The sequence below is a fragment of the Christiangramia sediminis genome (assembly GCF_020552705.1).
GTDB lineage: Bacteria > Bacteroidota > Bacteroidia > Flavobacteriales > Flavobacteriaceae > Christiangramia > Christiangramia sediminis.
Map to the genome: position 1 here is coordinate 238274 of NZ_JAJBZG010000001.1, position 18053 is coordinate 256326.

Here is an 18053-nt window from a genome sequence, read left to right on the forward strand (position 1 = left end):
TAACCAGATTAAGATCCTCAGTGTAATAAGACCTTGTTAAACAAAGGCCGAAAACTCTCTAAACTGACTAAAGTTTTGATAAAATTTCTGAAGTTTTCTTCCGTAGTTATTAAATGCAAATAATTTTAAGCTGAAATTACTATCCCAGATCATCCCTACATCGAAAATAAAAATGATCTTATTTTTTCCTTCTGAAGGGATTCTAATCTCTATTAGCCTAGCTCACCGCTAGGTTTTATTCTTGATTATTCTTCCTAATTTTACTTAGCAAAACAAATATCCATGCGTACAGAATTAGAAGAGGCCTACGGATTTCTCTTTGAAAAAGAATTGATCGAGGAGATCGCTAAAAGTGGAACTTTGAAGACAGTTACCGCAGGTGACACGATCATAGAAATTGGCGATTATCTTACCGGGATGCCTTTATTATTGAAAGGAGCAATAAAAATACTTCGGGAAGATAATGATGGCGATGAGCTATTGCTTTATTTTATAGAGCGTGGTGATACCTGCGCGATGACCCTTAGTTGCTGTCTTGGACAAACCAAAAGTGAGATTCGTGCGGTAGCCGAGACCGATACTTCCTTTATCATGATTCCCATTGCCAAGATGGAGGAGTGGACCGTAAAATATAAAACCTGGCGCAATTTTGTTTTTGAATCTTATCATACCAGGCTTTCCGAAATGCTGGATACCATAGATACTATCGCGTTTCTAAACATGGATGAAAGATTAATGAAATATTTACAGGACAAAGTAAAAGTGAATGGAAACGAAAATATTCATAGTACACACCAGGAAATTGCTTACGATCTGCATACTTCCAGGGTGGTAGTTTCCAGATTACTTAAGAAACTTGAAAATGAAGGGAAAATATCTCTAAAACGAAATCACATCACTGTAATAGACCTTTAAAAGATCTCTGTAACACTTGTTACTGTGGGCATTTATCTAACAGGATACTTTTGCCCTAAATAAATTTTGAAATGGATATACTGGAAATACTGGGTTATTTTGGCGCATTATTAATTGGGGTAGTACTTGGTTTGATCGGGGGTGGAGGCTCTATACTTACAGTCCCGGTGCTGGTATATCTCATGGCCATTAATCCGGTTACAGCAACGGCTTATTCCTTATTTGTGGTAGGTGCTTCTTCCCTGGTTGGAGCAATTAGGAATATACCCAAGAAGCTGATAGATTTTAGAACCGCTATTGTATTTGCAATTCCGGCATTTATCGCGGTTTACCTCACAAGAAAATTTTTAGTACCGGCAATTCCTGAAGAAATATTTTCAGTTTCCGGTTTTGTTATCACCAAGAATATAGGGATCATGTTATTCTTTGCGATCATTATGGTGATCGCTGCAATTTCCATGATAAAGGAAAAAGATAATGGCAGGAATACCGAAGTCAAAAAAGTGTCCTATAATTATCCCCTCATCATTATTGAAGGATTGGTGGTTGGTTTACTTACAGGAATAGTAGGAGCTGGAGGTGGATTCTTAATAATTCCGGCCCTTGTTCTCCTGGCAAAATTACCCATGAAAAAAGCAGTGGCAACTTCGCTCCTGATCATCGCTGTAAAATCGCTTATCGGATTTATTGGAGATGTTCAGAATATGGAAATAGACTGGGTATTTCTAATGATCTTTACCGGCCTCTCTATAGCTGGTATCTGGCTTGGGGTCTATCTAAATAACTTTATAAATGGGAAAAAGCTGAAGAAAGGTTTTGGCTGGTTCGTTTTATTAATGGGTATTTATATTATCTGGAAGGAATTATTTTAAAAAGACATTCAATTTTTCTTTTTCAAAATGTTTTATGCCTTTATAAATGATGAAATTCAGCTATTTAGCGTATTTTTATAGTTACCGAAACTAAATTTACACCCAAAATCCCCCCTTTATTTTTTTTAGTTTTCTGAATCTATTTCAGAAGCTGCACATATATGATATAAGTTTATCCGGATTCCTGGGCAATGTTTTTCAGGAGTTATGGTTTGGGGGGAAACAATTGCACGCAGTATTCCGCAGTGCATCATATTAAAGACCTTCTCCTCAAATGGAGCAAATTTAGGTTAGGTTAAGGCTCCGTTTAGAATGGTTATTCCGCTCAGTGATCCGGATATTTTATTTAATGAATCTCGACTTCAATTGCACACTTCTTAATATTTAAATAAAGTCTGAAATTAGCCTTAACCGAATAGGGCCAAAGCTCTAATTTTCTGTAAATTTATTGGCCGAAAGAAAAGAGTGATTTCTGAACTCTTACTTTAATTATTAAAGAAAAACTTCCGTAAATGGAGAACCTCGATTACGCCAGACTTCAAATGGCATTTACCCTCGGCTTTCATATAATTTTTGCCTGTATAGGCATGGTAATGCCTTTTTTTATGGTGGTTTCTCACCGTAAATGGCTAAATACACGTAATCCCATATATCTGGATCTCACTAAAGCCTGGCAAAGGGGAGTGGCTATTTTTTTTGTTACCGGGGCGGTTTCGGGAACGGCACTTTCTTTTGAATTGGGAATGCTCTGGCCAGAATTTATGAAACATGCAGGTCCCGTGATCGGGATGCCCTTTTCTTTGGAGGGAGCTGCTTTCTTTGTAGAAGCGATTGCTTTAGGTTTTTATCTCTACGGCTGGAAGAAACTTCCGGAAACTTTTCACTGGATCACCGGGATCATAGTAGGGATATCGGGAGTGGTTTCCGGGATCCTGGTGGTTTCTGCCAATGCCTGGATGAATTCACCCACCGGTTTTGATGTTATTAACGGGGAGTTTGTAAATATAGATCCTGTAAAAGCATTTTTAAATGATGCCTGGTTTTCCCAGGCCTTGCACATGACCCTGGCTGCGTTTGCAGCCACTGGCTTTGCCGTAGCAGGTATTCATGCTTTTCAAATCTTACGTAGAAAAAGGACCGATTTGCATATTAAGGCTTTTAAGATCGCTATATTTTTTGGTGCGGTGGCCGCATTGCTTCAGCCAATTAGCGGCGATATTTCAGCAAAAGATGTGGCAGAGCGACAGCCCATCAAACTTGCCGCAATGGAAGCCCATTATGAAACTGAAAAAGGAGCACCTTTATTTATTGGTGGGATCGTGGACGAAGAGAAAAAAGAAGTTTCCTATAAAATTGAAATTCCAAAAGCCCTTTCCTTCTTAGCTTTTGGTGATTTTGATGCTGAAGTAAAGGGATTAAATGATTTTCCTGAAGAGAATATTCCACCGGTTTCTATTGTTCACTACGCTTTTCAAACGATGGTGGGAATAGGCTCTTTGCTAATGCTGGCTGCCCTCATTTACTTTGTGAGTCTAAAAAAGAAGAGCTGGATGGAGAACCGGAAATACTGGTGGCTGTTCGCACTGCTAAGCCCGTTAGGCTTTATCGCGGTGGAAGCCGGTTGGGTGGTTACCGAAGTCGGAAGGCAGCCGTGGATCGTATATAATATCATGCGTACTTCTGAAGCAGTTACGCCCATGCCGGGATTAAAATATAGTTTTTATTTGTACCTGGCGGTTTATATTACGCTCGCCATTACCGTTACCTGGCTAGTGAACAGACAAATTAAAGTACTAAACAATCCAAAAGACTAAGTATGTTGTACGTAGTTTTATTCTTCACATTTTTTTCCCTTTTCCTTTATGTATTGCTGGGAGGAGCCGATTTTGGTGCTGGTATCGTAGAATTATTCTCATCGCGTGACAATAAGAAACTGAACCGGGATACGATCTATAAAGTTATGGGACCGGTTTGGGAAGCTAATCATATCTGGTTGATCATACTTATCGTGATACTTTGGATCGCTTTTCCGGAATATTTCAACATCATAATCATATATCTGCACATTCCATTAACACTGGTTCTTCTGGGAATTACCATGCGTGGAGTCGCTTTTATTTTCAGGCATTATGATGCCGTGGTAGATAGATCTCAGGACTGGTATAACCGGATGTTCAGAATTTCAAGTTTAATCACGCCTATTTTCCTGGGAATGTCTTTTGGTGCACTGGTAAGCGGAGAGATCCTGGTGACCAATGATTATACTGAAACTACTTTTCAGGAAATTTTCATGGATCCCTGGCTTAATATTTTCACTTTCCTGACGGGCTTATTTTATGCTTCTTTATGTGCATTTCTGGCTTCCACTTTATTAATTGGGGAAACCACAGGTGATACCAGGAAAATGTATAGCAGAAAATCTGGAATATTTACGGTAGTGCTGGTGCTAATTGGGGGTACGGTTTTGCTATATGGTTACCTCACAGAAATGGTTTTTGTTAAGGATTTTCTTCAAAATACTTGGTCCCTGGCAGCAATAGCTTTATCTGCATTGTTATTAATTCCGCTATGGCGGGCTATTAAAAAGGAAGATAGCGTTCTCACCAGGATTTTTGCGGGGATGCAAATACTACTCGTAATTTTTGCCGCGGTAAATACTCACTTTCCGAATCTTATCATTACCCAGACCACAGAGGTGAATATGCTGGCAGGAACAGCTCCCGAATCGGTGATAAAAGTGCTGGGAATATCACTAATTATTGGGGGTTGTGTGATTCTTCCAGGTCTTTTTCACCTCATGAAATCCTTTAATATGATCAACATTCCGTCCAGGTCTTCAGAACGGCAGGAAAATTAAATTGCAGAAAAGCTCTGTTAAAAATGCTTAAAACTGAAATTAAGCTTGGGGAAGCCTGCTTTTTTGGGTAATTTCAATCCTGAAAACTAATTTTAATCAGAATATTATGAAATCATTAATTAAAAAAGGACTTTTTCTAAGCACAGTTATCTTGTTTATTGCTTGTGGAGAGAGCACAGATGTGGTAGAATCTGGAACTTACCAGGGAACTATCAAGAAAGTAGAAGCTGAAAAAACCGAAATTTATGTATCTACGGAAGATGACAAAACATTAGAACTGTATTTCACAGAGACTACAAGTCTTACCAGAAATGGGAGCGAAGTGGATTTTTCAGAGTTAAAAGAAGGTCAGAAAGTTGAAGTTGAAGTTGAAAAAAATGGAAAAAGACTGGATCCGCTTTCAGTTAAAATAATGGAATAAGAATGATCGAATTACCAGATTTTTGGCGGACAGAGGTGTTTCATCCTCTGTCCGTTCATTTTCCAATAGTTTTGTTGCTCATGGCGACCTTGTTCAAAATTATAGGACTTTGGTCCTCAAAAATTACCTGGGATCATGGCGGTCGGCTTATGCTTTTCCTGGGGGTGATTGGGGTGTGGATCGCCATTTATACCGGAGATCTTGCCGACGGAATTGTTTCAAGACAGCTTTGCGATCCAACCGTTCTTAAGGAACATGAAAATTTCGCATATACCACCGCATGGATTTTTACCATAGCGCTTGCTATTGAATTACTCATGCGTTATATAGATATTTTAAAGACCAGAATTACTTCTTTCATCCTGGTGCTGCTAATGCTCGCCGGGACGGGCACGCTGATGTATGTGGGCCACTTGGGAGCAGAATTGGTCTATCAGCAGGCAGCAGGAGTAAATATCCCTTCAGAAGATTGTACCGAATTTAATTAGAAAATTATGAAAGATCTTAAATCTCACTGGGAGAACATATATTCTACAAAGGAATTTGAAGAGACCAGCTGGTTTCAGGAAAAACCTGAAACTTCTCTAAAAATTATACAGTCTTTAGGTCTTTCAAAAAAAGCACAGATCATTGATATTGGCGGGGGGAATAGTTTCCTGGTAGATCATCTTTTGAAACTAGGTTATAAGAATATAAGTGTGCTGGATATTTCTGAAATGGCATTAGAAAAAGCCAAAGAAAGATTGGGGGAAAAGTCTGAGCAAGTAAACTGGATCTGTAGCGATGTTACGGAATATAATTTTGAGCAGGAGTTTGAACTATGGCACGATCGTGCCGCCTTTCATTTTCTTACCGAAGATAGCCAGGTAGAGAATTATATTTCAAGACTCAAGACTTCCCTTAGATCTGGCGGCTATTTTATTCTGGGAACTTTTTCTGAAAACGGGCCGGATAAATGCAGTGGCATTGAAATAAGAAAATATTCTTCTATGGACCTGCAGGAGCTCTTTGAAAAGGATTTTGAAATAGTACGTTTGGAAAACCTGGATCATAAAACACCCTGGGATGCTGTGCAGAATTTTACTTTTGGATTATTCCGAAAAAAATAAGTTCACTGCTGAATCCTTCAGAATTTATCTTTAAAAACTCTATTTTTAAGCTCATTCTTAATCGAGCCTTTGACTAAATTTAGAAATAAAACAGTCCTTATAACTGGTGGAGCTTCAGGTATCGGCTTGCTAATGGCTAAAGTTTCCTTAGAAAAAGGAGCTACCAGTCTTATTATTTTAGACATCAATAGAAAAGCTTTACATGAACTTGAGCTTCAATTGAAAAGTGAATATGTTCAAATTCTCTGTCTGGAAGTTGATCTTACCGATGATACGCAATTAAAAAATTCAGTAGCAGAAATTAAAGAAAGAGGTCTTGAAATAGATATTCTCATAAATAATGCAGGAGTAGTTACGGGAAAGAATTTTAGTGAACATTCCCTCCGGGATATCGATCTGAATATGCAGGTGAATTCCGTGGCTCCCATGAAACTTACAAATTTGTTACTTCCTGCAATGCTCAAAAGAAAGAGCGGCCATATTGTTAATATTTCCTCGGCCGCAAGTATGCTTTCAAATCCGGGGATGTCAGTTTATTGCGCCAGTAAATGGGCCATGACAGGTTGGTCTGATTCTTTACGCCTGGAAATGGAACGTGGTAAAACCGGAATTAAGGTGCTCACGGTGACGCCCTTTTATATAGATACGGGGATGTTTGATGGAGTAAGATCTCCCGTGATTCCCATTTTGAAGCCGGCAAAAGTAGCCTGTCAGATTATTATGGCTATTGAGAAAAATAAGATCATACTTAGAACTCCTAAAATTCTATATACGCTTCCGTTACTAAAAGGACTTCTTCCTAAAAGAATACTGGACCTTATAATTGGAAAGTATTTCGGAATATATAATTCCATGGATCAATTTAAAGGTAGAACCAATGAATAAAACCGAATTGCACGCATTGCTGGAAAAGCAACAATCTGCTTTTAAAAAGTCACCTCCGAATATCAAAACCCGGCTGGATAGTTTGAAAACGCTTTCAGATATTGTAGAGCAGAATAAGGATAAGCTGATTGATGCGGTTTATAAGGATTTTGGTGTGCGTGCCAGGGAAGAGACCTTATTTTTGGAGATCTTTCCGCTCCAGGATGAAATTAGGCATGCAATGAAGAACCTTCGCAGCTGGGCAAAAAGAAGACATGTTCAGGGAGCCTGGTTCTTACTGCCAAGTTCTGCCTATTACCAGTATCAGCCCTTAGGTTCTGTGGGTATCATGGGAGCTTGGAACTACCAGATCTTGCTAACACTTAGTCCATTGGTGGATGCCATCGCTGCGGGAAATCATGCTATTCTAAAACCTTCTGAAATTGCTCCAGAGTCGGCCGAAGTGATAAAGAAACTTATTAATTCAAATTTTCCTGAAGAATATATTCATTGCGTAACCGGTGATGCTGAACTTGCTAAAGATTTTTCATCGACGCCTTTTGATCATTTATTTTTTACGGGCTCCACGAAAATTGGAAAATTGGTCATGGCTGCCGCAGCACCTAATCTTACCCCGGTAACCCTGGAACTGGGCGGGAAATCACCCGCAGTTATTCATAATTCCTATTCTGTGAAATTAGCGGCTAAAAGGATCATGGCCGGGAAACTATTTAATTGTGGCCAAACCTGTGTTGCTACAGATTATGTGATCATGCCTAACGCGATGAACAGAGAATTTGAAAATGAAGCCAGGAAATTACTCGAAAATTTCTATCCTGATATTTCAGAAAATGAACAATACAGCAGGATTATAAATTCCGGTCATTTTGAACGACTCAATTCCCTTCTCAAGGATGCCCAGGAAAAAGGGGCCAGGATCGTAGAATTGAGCGACATTAATCTTGATAAGCCAAAACTTATGACCCCAAAGCTTGTATTTAATGTTTCTGATGAGATGGAATTGATGCAGGAAGAGATCTTTGGTCCTGTTTTACCAGTGGTAAATCTTGAAACCATAGAGGAAGCTGTAGAATATGTAAACGAAAGACCAAAACCATTGGCGCTGTATTATTTTGATAATAAAAAAAGCAGGATCAACTGGCTCCTTAGAAATACACTTTCAGGGGGAGTTACCATAAATGACACGCTGTATCATCTTGCTCAGCATAATCTCCCTTTTGGCGGAGTAGGCGCAAGTGGAATGGGACATTATCATGGATTTGATGGTTTTAAAACCTTTTCAAAAAAGCGGGCTGTGATGTATCAAAAGAATTTTGCAGTTTCAGATTATCTTCATCCACCATTTACAGATCTTAAGAAACGGCTTATTAATATCCTGGGAAGGATCACTAAGGTTTAAGAAATGTATTAATAAGAGAAATTTTCTTCTTTTTATAAATTTGAATGAAATCTAATAGTATCAATATGGCCGGTAAGGAAAAGATGATCAATGGTTATAAGCATATTCATTATGTTAGAGAAAGTTTATCTGCTGAAGAAATGATTACCCGGAGTGAGAATTTTTATCATTTTCTAAATAGCAGGAGGTCTGTGCGTCATTTTTCAGATAAAGAAGTTCCGCAAGAAGTAATTGATACTATTATCAGGTCTGCCGGAACGGCTCCTTCCGGAGCACATAAGCAGCCATGGAAATTCTGTGCTGTTTCTAATAAAAAATTGAAATCCAGGATCAGGGAAGCTGCAGAAAAAGAAGAAGAGGAAAATTATTCAGGGCGAATGAGTGAACGTTGGCTTAAAGATCTTGCCCCTTTAGGAACCGATACCAATAAAGAATTTCTCGAAATTGCTCCCTGGCTGATCGTTGTTTTCAAAGAAGTATACGAGGTTGATGATGCCGACAAAAAACAAAATAATTATTACGTGAATGAATCTGTGGGAATCGCCTGCGGAATGCTAATTTCGGCGATACATAATGCCGGGCTGGTCACCTTAACGCATACACCAAGCCCTATGAATTTTCTTGCAGATCTTTTAGAAAGGCCTAAAAATGAAAGAGCTTATTTATTATTGCCGGTTGGTTACGCAGCTGAAGATGCAGTAGTTCCTGCTATAGAAAGGAAAAAGTTATCAGAAATCAGTCAGTTCTATAAATAAACGCCGATCCCTTGTAGGGTGAGACCGACGTTTCTGTAATTATGAAAAAAACAATGTTTTGGGACAAGAACTTTGTCAAGCTTGCAAGGTTAATCGAACCTTATATTAAGTCTGTAACATTTGTTACACAGGTAATTATATAATTTAGAATGCCTAAACTTTTAGTGAAAAGAAACTCTGAATGGGCCAACAAAATGAGGTCTTTCGATCTTTATTTAAATGGAAGGAAATTTGCTGAAATTAAAGATAAGCAGGTTTTATCTTTTGAGATCCCAGAGGGAAAATATCAGCTTATGGCGAAAATAGATTGGTGCGGAAGTCAGCCATTAGATATTGAAATCTCAGAGGGAGAGATCAAAAGAATAGAAGTGAAGGGATTTATTTTTTCTAAATACCTACTACCTGTAGCGGTGGTATCAGGATTTTTATACTTCGGGATTTATTTCAAATATAATACTAACAGTCTTTTTCTGGCTACGCTGCTCATGATATTCTTTGGGTATATGCTTTATTTTATGAGCTTTGGGCGTAACCAGTATTTAAGACTAAGAGAAATTTGAATTTCAAGTTAAGAAGGTACTTCTGCTCGCTGGTCTATCAGACCTTCATTTTTCAGGTCCTGCCAGAATTCTGATGGGATCTTCACCTCAAATGCTTTCGCATTCTCTTTAACCTGTTCTGGTTTACTTGCGCCAGCCAAGACCGTATTTACAATTTTTGGGGCATAAGAGAATTGTATGGAGGCAGAACTTAGGTCTACACCATGTTTCTTCGCAATTTTCTTGATCCCGTTCAATTTTTTTACTTTTTCTTCAGGCATATCCCCTGAATAGTTATAGCGGTCTTTCCCGGAAAGTAGGCCCGCATTGAAAGGAGCCGCAGCAATCAAGCCCACCTCGTGCTTTTCGATCGCTGGGAATAATTCCTCCAGAGATTTTTTATGATTTACCAGGGAATACTGGATAGCCGATAAGAATAGATCGGGATCGGCATCTGTTTCTTCCAGCGTTTTTATTATTGGTTCAATAGTATTTACTCCAAGTCCCCAGCCTTTGATAAGACCTTCTTCTCTCATTTTGGTAAGTTCTGGCATGGCACCTTTTTTAGCTACTTCAAAATGATCCAACCAGGTTGTCCCATCCTTATATTCGTCATTATGGTCCGGGGAAAGATCATGGATAAAAACATAATCTATACTTTCTACCCCAAGTCTTTGCAAACTGTCTTCAATAGATCTTCTAACCGCTTCTGCTGAATAATCATACTTATAATCGAAAGGAGCAGGATCTTTCCACATAGTCTCGGGAACTTTATTAGTGGCCGTCAAAATCCGGCCCACTTTAGTGGTAAGAACATAATCATCCCTTTTCTTATTATGAAGAAAATGGCCAAAGCGTCTTTCACTTAATCCAAGCCCGTACCAGGGAGAGGTGTCATAATATCTTATTCCGGCGTCCCATGCTGCTTCCAGGGTTTGTTCCGCTTCTCTATCTGTCATCACTTTAAAGCCGTTTCCAATAGCTACACCACCCAGTCCCAGCTTTTCTTTTAATACTTCTCTACCCATAATTAATTTTTTAGAAGCTTAAATTTAAAGAGATTATCTTTGAATTTAATCCCATTTAACGCATTCTAACAGAAAAGCTTAGCGGCTGTTAATGCTTTTGTAAATAACTGTAACAAAAGTTACTTCCTTAACTACACGATATTTATATTTTTGTGTCAGAATTTGAAAAGCCTGGAAAAGTATATAGACATAATAAGAGATTCCTTTACCGGATATTTTAATTACCTGGTAACAGAAATAACCCATCCCACATGGACGAGTTATTTTTACTGGCTTGTTGGTTTGTCTCTTTTAGTCTGGATTTTGGAAATAATTATACCCTGGAGAAAGGAACAAAAGGTATTTCGAAAAGGATTCTGGCTGGATAGCTTTTATATACTGTTCAATTTTTTCCTCTTTTCACTCATCGTTTATAATGCTTTGAGTAATGTAGGAGTTGAATTGTTCAATGATTTTCTTGGGCTTTTTGGAATTGAAAATATCGTTGCAATTCAATTAGGTAGTTTACCTGCCTGGACCCAGTTATTGATCATGTTCATTTTAGCAGATTTTATTCAATGGAATGTTCATAGACAATTACATAAAAGACCATGGCTCTGGGAATTCCATAAGATACACCATAGTGTGAAAGAGATGGGATTTGCCGCTCAGTTCAGGTTTCACTTTATGGAAACCATTATTTATAAAACAGTGCAGTATATTCCGCTGGCAATGATTGGGTTTGGGATTAAGGAATTCTTTGTGGTGCATATGTTTGCAGTTTTTATCGGGCATCTTAATCATGCAAACCTGGGCTGGAATTATGGGGTATTAGGATATATTTTCAATAATCCGAGAATGCATATATGGCATCATTCAAAAGATCTGCCTGAAGACAGACCTTACGGAATGAACTACGGCTTAAGCCTGAGTATCTGGGATTATATTTTCGGTACGGCCTATATTCCGGAAAGTGGTAAAAAAATAGAATTAGGATTCATCGGAGACGAGAATTTCCCGGAAGATTTCGGAAATCAAACCTTGTTTCCATTTATAAAGAAGAATAAAGTAAAGACAAATAAATTATAAAAATCGAATAAAATGACCATAAAACAATTTAAAGACGATCCGCTGGCGCATTATTCGTATGCTATTGTTAGCAACGGAGAAATGGCTCTTGTAGACCCTTCTCGTAACCCGATGGAATATTACAGATATGCCGAGGAGCAGAATGCTAAAATTGTAGCGGTTTTTGAAACGCATCCTCATGCCGATTTTGTGAGCAGCCATATGCAAATACATGAAGAAACCGGGGCAACTATTTACGTTAGTGAGCTTTTAGGCGCAGATTATCCGCATAAAACTTTTGACGATGGTGATTCATTGACTCTGGGTGAGACCAAATTCAGTGCTATAAATACACCGGGACATTCTCCTGATAGTATTACTGTTGTGGCGAAAGAAGGAGACAAAACAGCCTTGTTTACCGGAGATACACTTTTTATAGGAAATGTTGGAAGACCTGATCTACGTGAAAAGGCTGGAAATATGAAGGCTAAAAGAGTAGACCTGGCTAAGCAGATGTATGACACGATAAAAAACAAATTTACAGACCTACCCGATGATGCTCTGGTATATCCAGCTCACGGTGCAGGATCGTTATGTGGAAAGAATATGAGCGACGCTGCTTCCAGTACTTTAGGAAATGAGCGCCAGGGGAACTGGGCTTTCAAAGAGCAGACTGAAGACGAATTCGTAGAAGAAATCCTGAAAGATCAGCCATTCATTCCGCATTATTTCGGATTTAACGTGGACATCAACAAAACCGGACCTGAAAATGTACAACGTACCAAATGGGCCAATAAATTGATGTTGAATGTTTCAGAAGTGGAAAAAGGAGTTGCCGTTGTTGATACCAGAGACGGAGATGACTTTAAAGCAGGACATCTGCCAAATAGTATCAATATCATGGCCCGTTCAGAAAAGGATAAATATGAAACCTGGCTGGGAGCTATTATAAAGCCGAAGGAGGAATTTTACCTGGTACTGGACAGTGTGAATAATATTGAAGAATTACTGGAAAGAACAGCCAAGATAGGTTACGAAAAACAAGTAAAGGCTGTCATCACTTTAGGTTCCGGAGTTTCGAAGAAATCTGATGAGTTCGATCTAGAAGATTTTAAAAAGAATAAAGGAAATTATACTATTGTTGATATCCGTAATCATAGCGAAGTTGCCGAAGGGAAGATCTTCGAGGATGCTATTGCCGTCCCGCTTAATGAACTCAGAGAGAATACGACTGAAATTCCATCACATAAACCTGTGGTAGTTCACTGTGCCGGCGGATATAGATCTGCTGCTGGAAGCAGTATTCTGGACAATAGATTCGAAAATACTAAAGTGTACGATCTTAGTGATGCCATCAATGATTTCAAATAATCTGGACTAAAAATCACTTTTTTAATATTAAACCCGGAATCTATGTTTCGGGTTTTTTTGTGGGTTAAATCAGGTTAGTCTGTATTCTATTTTTAATGCCTCACAAGAAATCCTAATTTCTAATATTGTCAAATTCTCAGAAATATCGATATTTTTTATTATTTCTCTAGATTTTGAGATTTCTGCAACACTTCAAACACCTTAATTTTTCTATATTTACGCTCCGACGTCAAAAAAATAACTATACATAAACCTTTTATGGATAAGAACTACAAGGTTAAAGTGAACGACTCCCTGGAATTTGAATTTTCAGAAGAAGAAATTAAGTCACTGGATACCCAAAAAACTTCCGATAGACATTATCATCTTTTAAAGGATAACCGATCCTACACAGCAGAAGTCTTTAAACCGGATTTTCTGAACAGAATCTACGAGATAAAGATCAACTCCAATATTTACTCCGTGAAGATCAATAATGATCTGGACCAGTTGATAGATGAGATGGGACTTTCGCTGGGAAGCTCTCAGCAGGTGAATGATATCAAGGCTCCTATGCCGGGTCTTATTCTGGAAGTGAACGTTAAGGAAGGTGATGAGGTAAAAGAAGGAGATTACCTTCTCGTACTGGAAGCGATGAAAATGGAGAATACTTTAACCGCGCCAAGAGACGGAGTGGTGAAATCTGTTACGGTAACTAAAAGTGATACGGTAGAAAAGAACCAGTTATTGATAGAAATGGAATAATTCGAAATCTGAATCCAGAAGTACTAAGTTAGAACAAATTACAATGAAAAAAATATTAGTAGCCAACAGGGGAGAAATCGCATTAAGAGTGATGAAAACCGTAAAACGTATGGGGATAGATACGGTGGCGGTTTATTCTACGGCCGACAGAAATGCACCTCATGTTAAGTTTGCAGACGAAGCTGTTTGTATCGGAGAAGCCCCTTCCAGCGAATCTTATCTAAAAGGTGATAAAATTATAGAAGTTGCCAGAAAGTTGAATGTTGACGGAATTCACCCGGGATATGGTTTCCTGAGTGAGAATGCAAATTTTGCGGAATCTGTTGAAAAGAATGGAATTACCTGGATTGGCCCGGGTTCTAAAGCCATAAAAGTAATGGGAAGTAAGCTTGCCGCGAAAGATGCGGTAAAAGCTTATGATATCCCTATGGTTCCTGGAATTGATGAAGCGATCACCGATACCGAAAAAGCCAAGAAAATTGCTAAAGATATAGGATTCCCTATTTTGATAAAAGCTTCTGCCGGTGGCGGAGGTAAGGGAATGCGTATTGTTGAAAAAGAAAAAGAACTTGAAGATCAAATGAAGCGAGCGATTAGCGAAGCAGAATCTGCTTTTGGAGATGGTTCGGTTTTTATAGAAAAATATGTATCCTCCCCAAGACATATTGAAATACAGGTGCTGGCCGATACTCATGGCAACTATCTTCATTTGTTCGAAAGAGAATGTAGTATACAACGTAGACACCAGAAGGTAGTGGAAGAGGCTCCATCTGTAGTGCTGGATGATGCTTTAAGAAAGGAAATGGGTGAAGCTGCGGTAAAGGTTGCCAAAGCCTGTGATTATGTTGGTGCAGGTACGGTAGAATTCCTTTTTGACGAGAACAGGAAATTCTATTTCCTGGAAATGAATACCAGACTTCAGGTAGAACATCCGGTAACCGAATATATCACGGGAGTTGATCTTGTAGAACAACAAATATTGGTAGCCAGGGGAGAACAACTTCAGTTTTCTCAGGAGGATTTAAAAATAAGAGGTCATGCGATGGAACTTCGGGTTTATGCCGAAGATCCTCTCGAAGATTTTATGCCGAGTACCGGAACTCTGGAAAGATATGCCATTCCGGTAGGTGAAGGAATAAGGCTGGATAACGGTTTCGAAGAAGGGATGGAAGTTCCTATTTATTACGACCCCATGCTTGCCAAGCTTATCACTTACGGTAAGACCAGGGAAGAAGCTATACAGATGATGATCAAGGCTATAGATCATTACATCGTGGAAGGCGTGAGCACTACTCTGCCTTTCGGAAAATTTGTATTTCAGCATGAAGCCTTCAGAAGTGGAAATTTCGATACTCATTTTGTAAAGAAATATTACTCTCCGGAAGCTTTGAAAGAGGAGACCGAAGAAGAAGCAAAACTCGCTGCCCTTATGGCTTTGAAGCAGTATATGAAAGATAAGGAGCAACTAAGATTACCACACAACTAAAATTCAGAATTTAGAGATGAGTCAGAACCTCGATAAATTAAAAGAAAAGATCGCAGAAGCCCACAAAGGTGGAGGTGAAAAAAGAATTGCCAAACAGCACGAGAAGAAGAAATTGACTGCCCGTGAACGAGTGGAATATCTGTTGGATGAAAATTCATTTGAAGAAATTGGGATTTTAGTAACCCACCGCACCACCGATTTTGGAATGGATAAACAAAAATTCTATGGTGATGGGGTAATTACCGGTTATGGAACCATTCATGGTCGCTTAGTCTATGTCTTTGCCCAGGATTTTACCGTTTTTGGTGGTTCACTTTCTGAAACCCATGCAGAAAAGATCTGTAAAGTGATGGACATGGCGGTAAAAGTAGGTGCTCCCATGATCGGTTTGAATGATTCAGGTGGTGCACGTATCCAGGAAGGTGTAAAGTCTCTTGGGGGTTATGCGGATATTTTTCATAGAAATGTAAAAGCTTCGGGGGTAATTCCTCAAATTTCAGCTATTATGGGACCATGCGCCGGTGGTGCAGTTTATTCTCCCGCGATGACAGATTTCACGCTCATGGTAGAGGACACATCTTATATGTTCGTAACCGGTCCCAATGTGGTGAAAACAGTGACCAATGAAGAAGTAACTTCCGAAGAACTTGGAGGTGCCAGCACACATTCCACTAAATCTGGGGTAACGCATGTTACCTCGGCCAATGATATTATTTGTCTTGAAAACATCAAGCAATTGATCAGCTACATGCCTCAGAACAATAAAACTGCTCCCGAAAAGCTTGAATTTGAATTGGGAGATGAACATCGTGAGGTTCTGGAGAATATCGTTCCCGATAGTTCTAACAAGCCTTATGACATGCATGAGGTTATAAAAGGAATTATAGATGATGATTCTTTCTTTGAGATCCATAAAAATTATGCTGAGAACATAATTGTTGGATTTTCCAGGATTGGAGGCCGCAGTGTAGGAGTGATCGCCAATCAGCCCATGAGCCTGGCCGGAGTTCTTGATGTGGATTCTTCTAAGAAAGCAGCAAGATTCACGAGATTCTGTGACTGTTTTAATATTCCGCTTTTGGTATTGGTAGATGTACCCGGATTCTTGCCGGGAACAGACCAGGAATGGAACGGGATCATTTTGCATGGTGCTAAGCTGCTTTATGCTTTAAGTGAGGCAACGGTGCCAAAAGTTACTGTTATCACGAGAAAAGCTTATGGAGGAGCTTATGATGTAATGAATTCCAAACATATTGGTGCCGACTTGAACTATGCCTGGCCAACTGCCGAGATCGCGGTAATGGGAGCCAAGGGAGCTTCAGAAATCATTTTCAGAAAAGAAATCGCTGAAGCTGCAGATCCTGAAAAGAAACTTGCAGAGAAAGAAGCGGAGTATGCCGAAAAATTCGCCACTCCATTTGAAGCCGCGCAAAGAGGTTTCATCGATGAGGTGATCATGCCGAAAGATACCCGAAGAAAGTTGATCAAGGCTTTTAGCGCGCTAGAAAACAAACATGTACTTCGGCCTAACAGAAAACACGGGAATATTCCGTTATAAATTTTATAGGCCGGAATTTATCCCGGCCTTTTTTAAGCATTAATGCGTCATGCTGAATTTATTTCAGCATCTCATAAAAATTCTATTAAGAAGATTAACGCTAACCATGAAATTCAATAAAATAGTTTGTGTAGACAACACTAAGTTAAACGACAAGGCGATCTCAGAATTGCAAAAGTTAAGCGAAGAAGAGGTTGAGGTTTATACAGATTATCCTGATTCTAAAGATGAGGTTATACAACGAATCGGCAATGCAGAAGCAGTTATAGTTTCCTGGCATACCGAATTGGATGAAGACATCATCGAGGCTTGTTCAAATTTGAAATATATAGGAATGGCCTGTAGTCTATATGATGATGAGTCGGCCAATGTCGCCGTGAAATTTGCCAGGGAAAGAGGAATTACGGTAAAGGGAATCAAAGATTATGGGGACCCCGGAGTGGCAGAATTTATTATTTCAGAACTTATTCAATTACTGAATGGTTATAAAGGCAAACAATGGAAAGAAATGCCCCGGGAGCTAACAGATCTGAAAATTGGGATTATTGGATTAGGAGTTACCGGAAAATTGCTGGCAAATTGCTTATTTCCATTTGGTGTAGATCTTTACTATTACAGTAATACCAGGAAAAACGAGTGGGAGGAGAAAGGACTTAAATATCTGGACTTAAATAAATTAATGAAAACCTGTGAATTTGTTTCCTTTCATTTACCAAAAAATGCCCAGCCGGTCGGGGAGGATGAATTTAATAATTTCGGAAACGGAAAAATCCTTATCAACACCTCTCTGGGACTTCCCTTTGAAGAGAAGGCATTTGCAAATTGGATTAAAAATGATGCTAATTTTGCAATTTTTGATGGGGATGGAAAAAAGGAACTTTCCTTGGAAAGTCTAAATTCTGAAAATATTATCGCCCTGGAAAAAAGTGCGGGATGGTCTTCTCAGACGCTTGAAAGGTTATCAGAAAAAGTACTACAAAATATAAAAGCATATAGCGATAAAAGTTAGTGTAACCATTGTTACTGATTTCTGACTTCACAAATCGTTAATTTGCACCTGAATTAAA

At 38.9% G+C, this 18053-nt stretch carries 18 protein-coding genes; 17 read left to right on the plus strand and 1 reads right to left on the minus strand.

The features are described from left to right. The first annotated feature begins 282 nt into the window (after positions 1-282). From LGQ90_RS01155 to LGQ90_RS01205, 11 genes are all read left to right on the plus strand, one after another. On the plus strand, positions 283-915 hold the full coding sequence (locus tag LGQ90_RS01155; RefSeq protein ID WP_229337284.1) for a Crp/Fnr family transcriptional regulator: 633 nt from the start codon (positions 283-285) through the stop codon (positions 913-915). Between the two features lie 71 nt (positions 916-986). Continuing rightward, positions 987-1787 (plus strand): sulfite exporter TauE/SafE family protein, encoded by an 801-nt coding sequence (locus LGQ90_RS01160; RefSeq protein WP_229337286.1) that lies wholly within the window; start codon positions 987-989, stop codon positions 1785-1787. Between the two features lie 512 nt (positions 1788-2299). Continuing rightward, positions 2300-3601, plus strand: coding sequence for a cytochrome ubiquinol oxidase subunit I (locus tag LGQ90_RS01165; RefSeq protein ID WP_229337288.1), 1302 nt, complete (start codon positions 2300-2302; stop codon positions 3599-3601). 2 nt (positions 3602-3603) lie between these two features. Further along, positions 3604-4644 carry a cytochrome d ubiquinol oxidase subunit II gene (locus LGQ90_RS01170; RefSeq protein WP_229337290.1) on the plus strand — a complete coding sequence of 347 codons (1041 nt, stop codon included), beginning with the start codon at positions 3604-3606 and terminating at the stop codon, positions 4642-4644. 106 nt (positions 4645-4750) lie between these two features. After that, positions 4751-5065, plus strand: a complete 315-nt coding sequence (locus tag LGQ90_RS01175) for a hypothetical protein (RefSeq protein ID WP_229337292.1) — start codon at positions 4751-4753, stop codon at positions 5063-5065. 2 nt (positions 5066-5067) lie between these two features. After that, a complete protein-coding gene (locus LGQ90_RS01180; RefSeq protein WP_229337294.1) occupies positions 5068-5553 on the plus strand; it encodes a DUF2231 domain-containing protein in 486 nt (161 codons plus the stop codon). Between the two features lie 6 nt (positions 5554-5559). Continuing rightward, positions 5560-6174, plus strand: a complete 615-nt coding sequence (locus tag LGQ90_RS01185; protein WP_229337296.1) for a class I SAM-dependent methyltransferase — start codon at positions 5560-5562, stop codon at positions 6172-6174. Between the two features lie 69 nt (positions 6175-6243). Then, positions 6244-7059 carry an SDR family oxidoreductase gene (locus tag LGQ90_RS01190; protein ID WP_229337299.1) on the plus strand — a complete coding sequence of 272 codons (816 nt, stop codon included), beginning with the start codon at positions 6244-6246 and terminating at the stop codon, positions 7057-7059. Then, positions 7052-8458, plus strand: coding sequence for a coniferyl aldehyde dehydrogenase (locus LGQ90_RS01195; protein WP_229337301.1), 1407 nt, complete (start codon positions 7052-7054; stop codon positions 8456-8458). The genes LGQ90_RS01190 and LGQ90_RS01195 overlap by 8 nt, the downstream gene beginning before the upstream one ends. Positions 8459-8502: 44 nt before the next feature. Then, on the plus strand, positions 8503-9213 hold the full coding sequence (locus tag LGQ90_RS01200; RefSeq protein ID WP_229337303.1) for a nitroreductase family protein: 711 nt from the start codon (positions 8503-8505) through the stop codon (positions 9211-9213). 149 nt (positions 9214-9362) lie between these two features. Beyond that, positions 9363-9773 carry a hypothetical protein gene (locus LGQ90_RS01205; RefSeq protein WP_229337305.1) on the plus strand — a complete coding sequence of 137 codons (411 nt, stop codon included), beginning with the start codon at positions 9363-9365 and terminating at the stop codon, positions 9771-9773. An 8-nt stretch (positions 9774-9781) separates the two neighbouring features. Here LGQ90_RS01205 and LGQ90_RS01210 read toward each other — a convergent pair whose 3' ends face one another. Then, the gene (locus LGQ90_RS01210; protein WP_229337307.1) at positions 9782-10780 is read right to left on the minus strand and encodes an aldo/keto reductase; all 999 of its coding nucleotides are present in this window, start codon (positions 10778-10780) and stop codon (positions 9782-9784) included. 171 nt (positions 10781-10951) lie between these two features. Here LGQ90_RS01210 and LGQ90_RS01215 point away from each other — a divergent pair, with 171 nt between their 5' ends. From LGQ90_RS01215 to LGQ90_RS01240, 6 genes are all read left to right on the plus strand, one after another. After that, positions 10952-11848, plus strand: a complete 897-nt coding sequence (locus LGQ90_RS01215; RefSeq protein WP_229338521.1) for a sterol desaturase family protein — start codon at positions 10952-10954, stop codon at positions 11846-11848. A gap of 12 nt (positions 11849-11860) precedes the next feature. Continuing rightward, on the plus strand, positions 11861-13198 hold the full coding sequence (locus LGQ90_RS01220; protein ID WP_229337309.1) for an MBL fold metallo-hydrolase: 1338 nt from the start codon (positions 11861-11863) through the stop codon (positions 13196-13198). A gap of 258 nt (positions 13199-13456) precedes the next feature. Beyond that, positions 13457-13942 carry an acyl-CoA carboxylase biotin carboxyl carrier protein subunit gene (locus LGQ90_RS01225; protein WP_229337311.1) on the plus strand — a complete coding sequence of 162 codons (486 nt, stop codon included), beginning with the start codon at positions 13457-13459 and terminating at the stop codon, positions 13940-13942. A 43-nt stretch (positions 13943-13985) separates the two neighbouring features. Continuing rightward, positions 13986-15428, plus strand: a complete 1443-nt coding sequence (gene accC, locus LGQ90_RS01230) for an acetyl-CoA carboxylase biotin carboxylase subunit (RefSeq protein ID WP_229337313.1) — start codon at positions 13986-13988, stop codon at positions 15426-15428. Positions 15429-15444: 16 nt separating this feature from the next. Continuing rightward, a complete protein-coding gene (locus tag LGQ90_RS01235; RefSeq protein ID WP_229337315.1) occupies positions 15445-16986 on the plus strand; it encodes an acyl-CoA carboxylase subunit beta in 1542 nt (513 codons plus the stop codon). A gap of 106 nt (positions 16987-17092) precedes the next feature. Then, complete coding sequence (locus LGQ90_RS01240; RefSeq protein WP_229337317.1) at positions 17093-17995, plus strand: NAD(P)-dependent oxidoreductase; 903 nt, start codon at positions 17093-17095, stop codon at positions 17993-17995. The last annotated feature ends 58 nt before the right edge of the window (positions 17996-18053 follow it).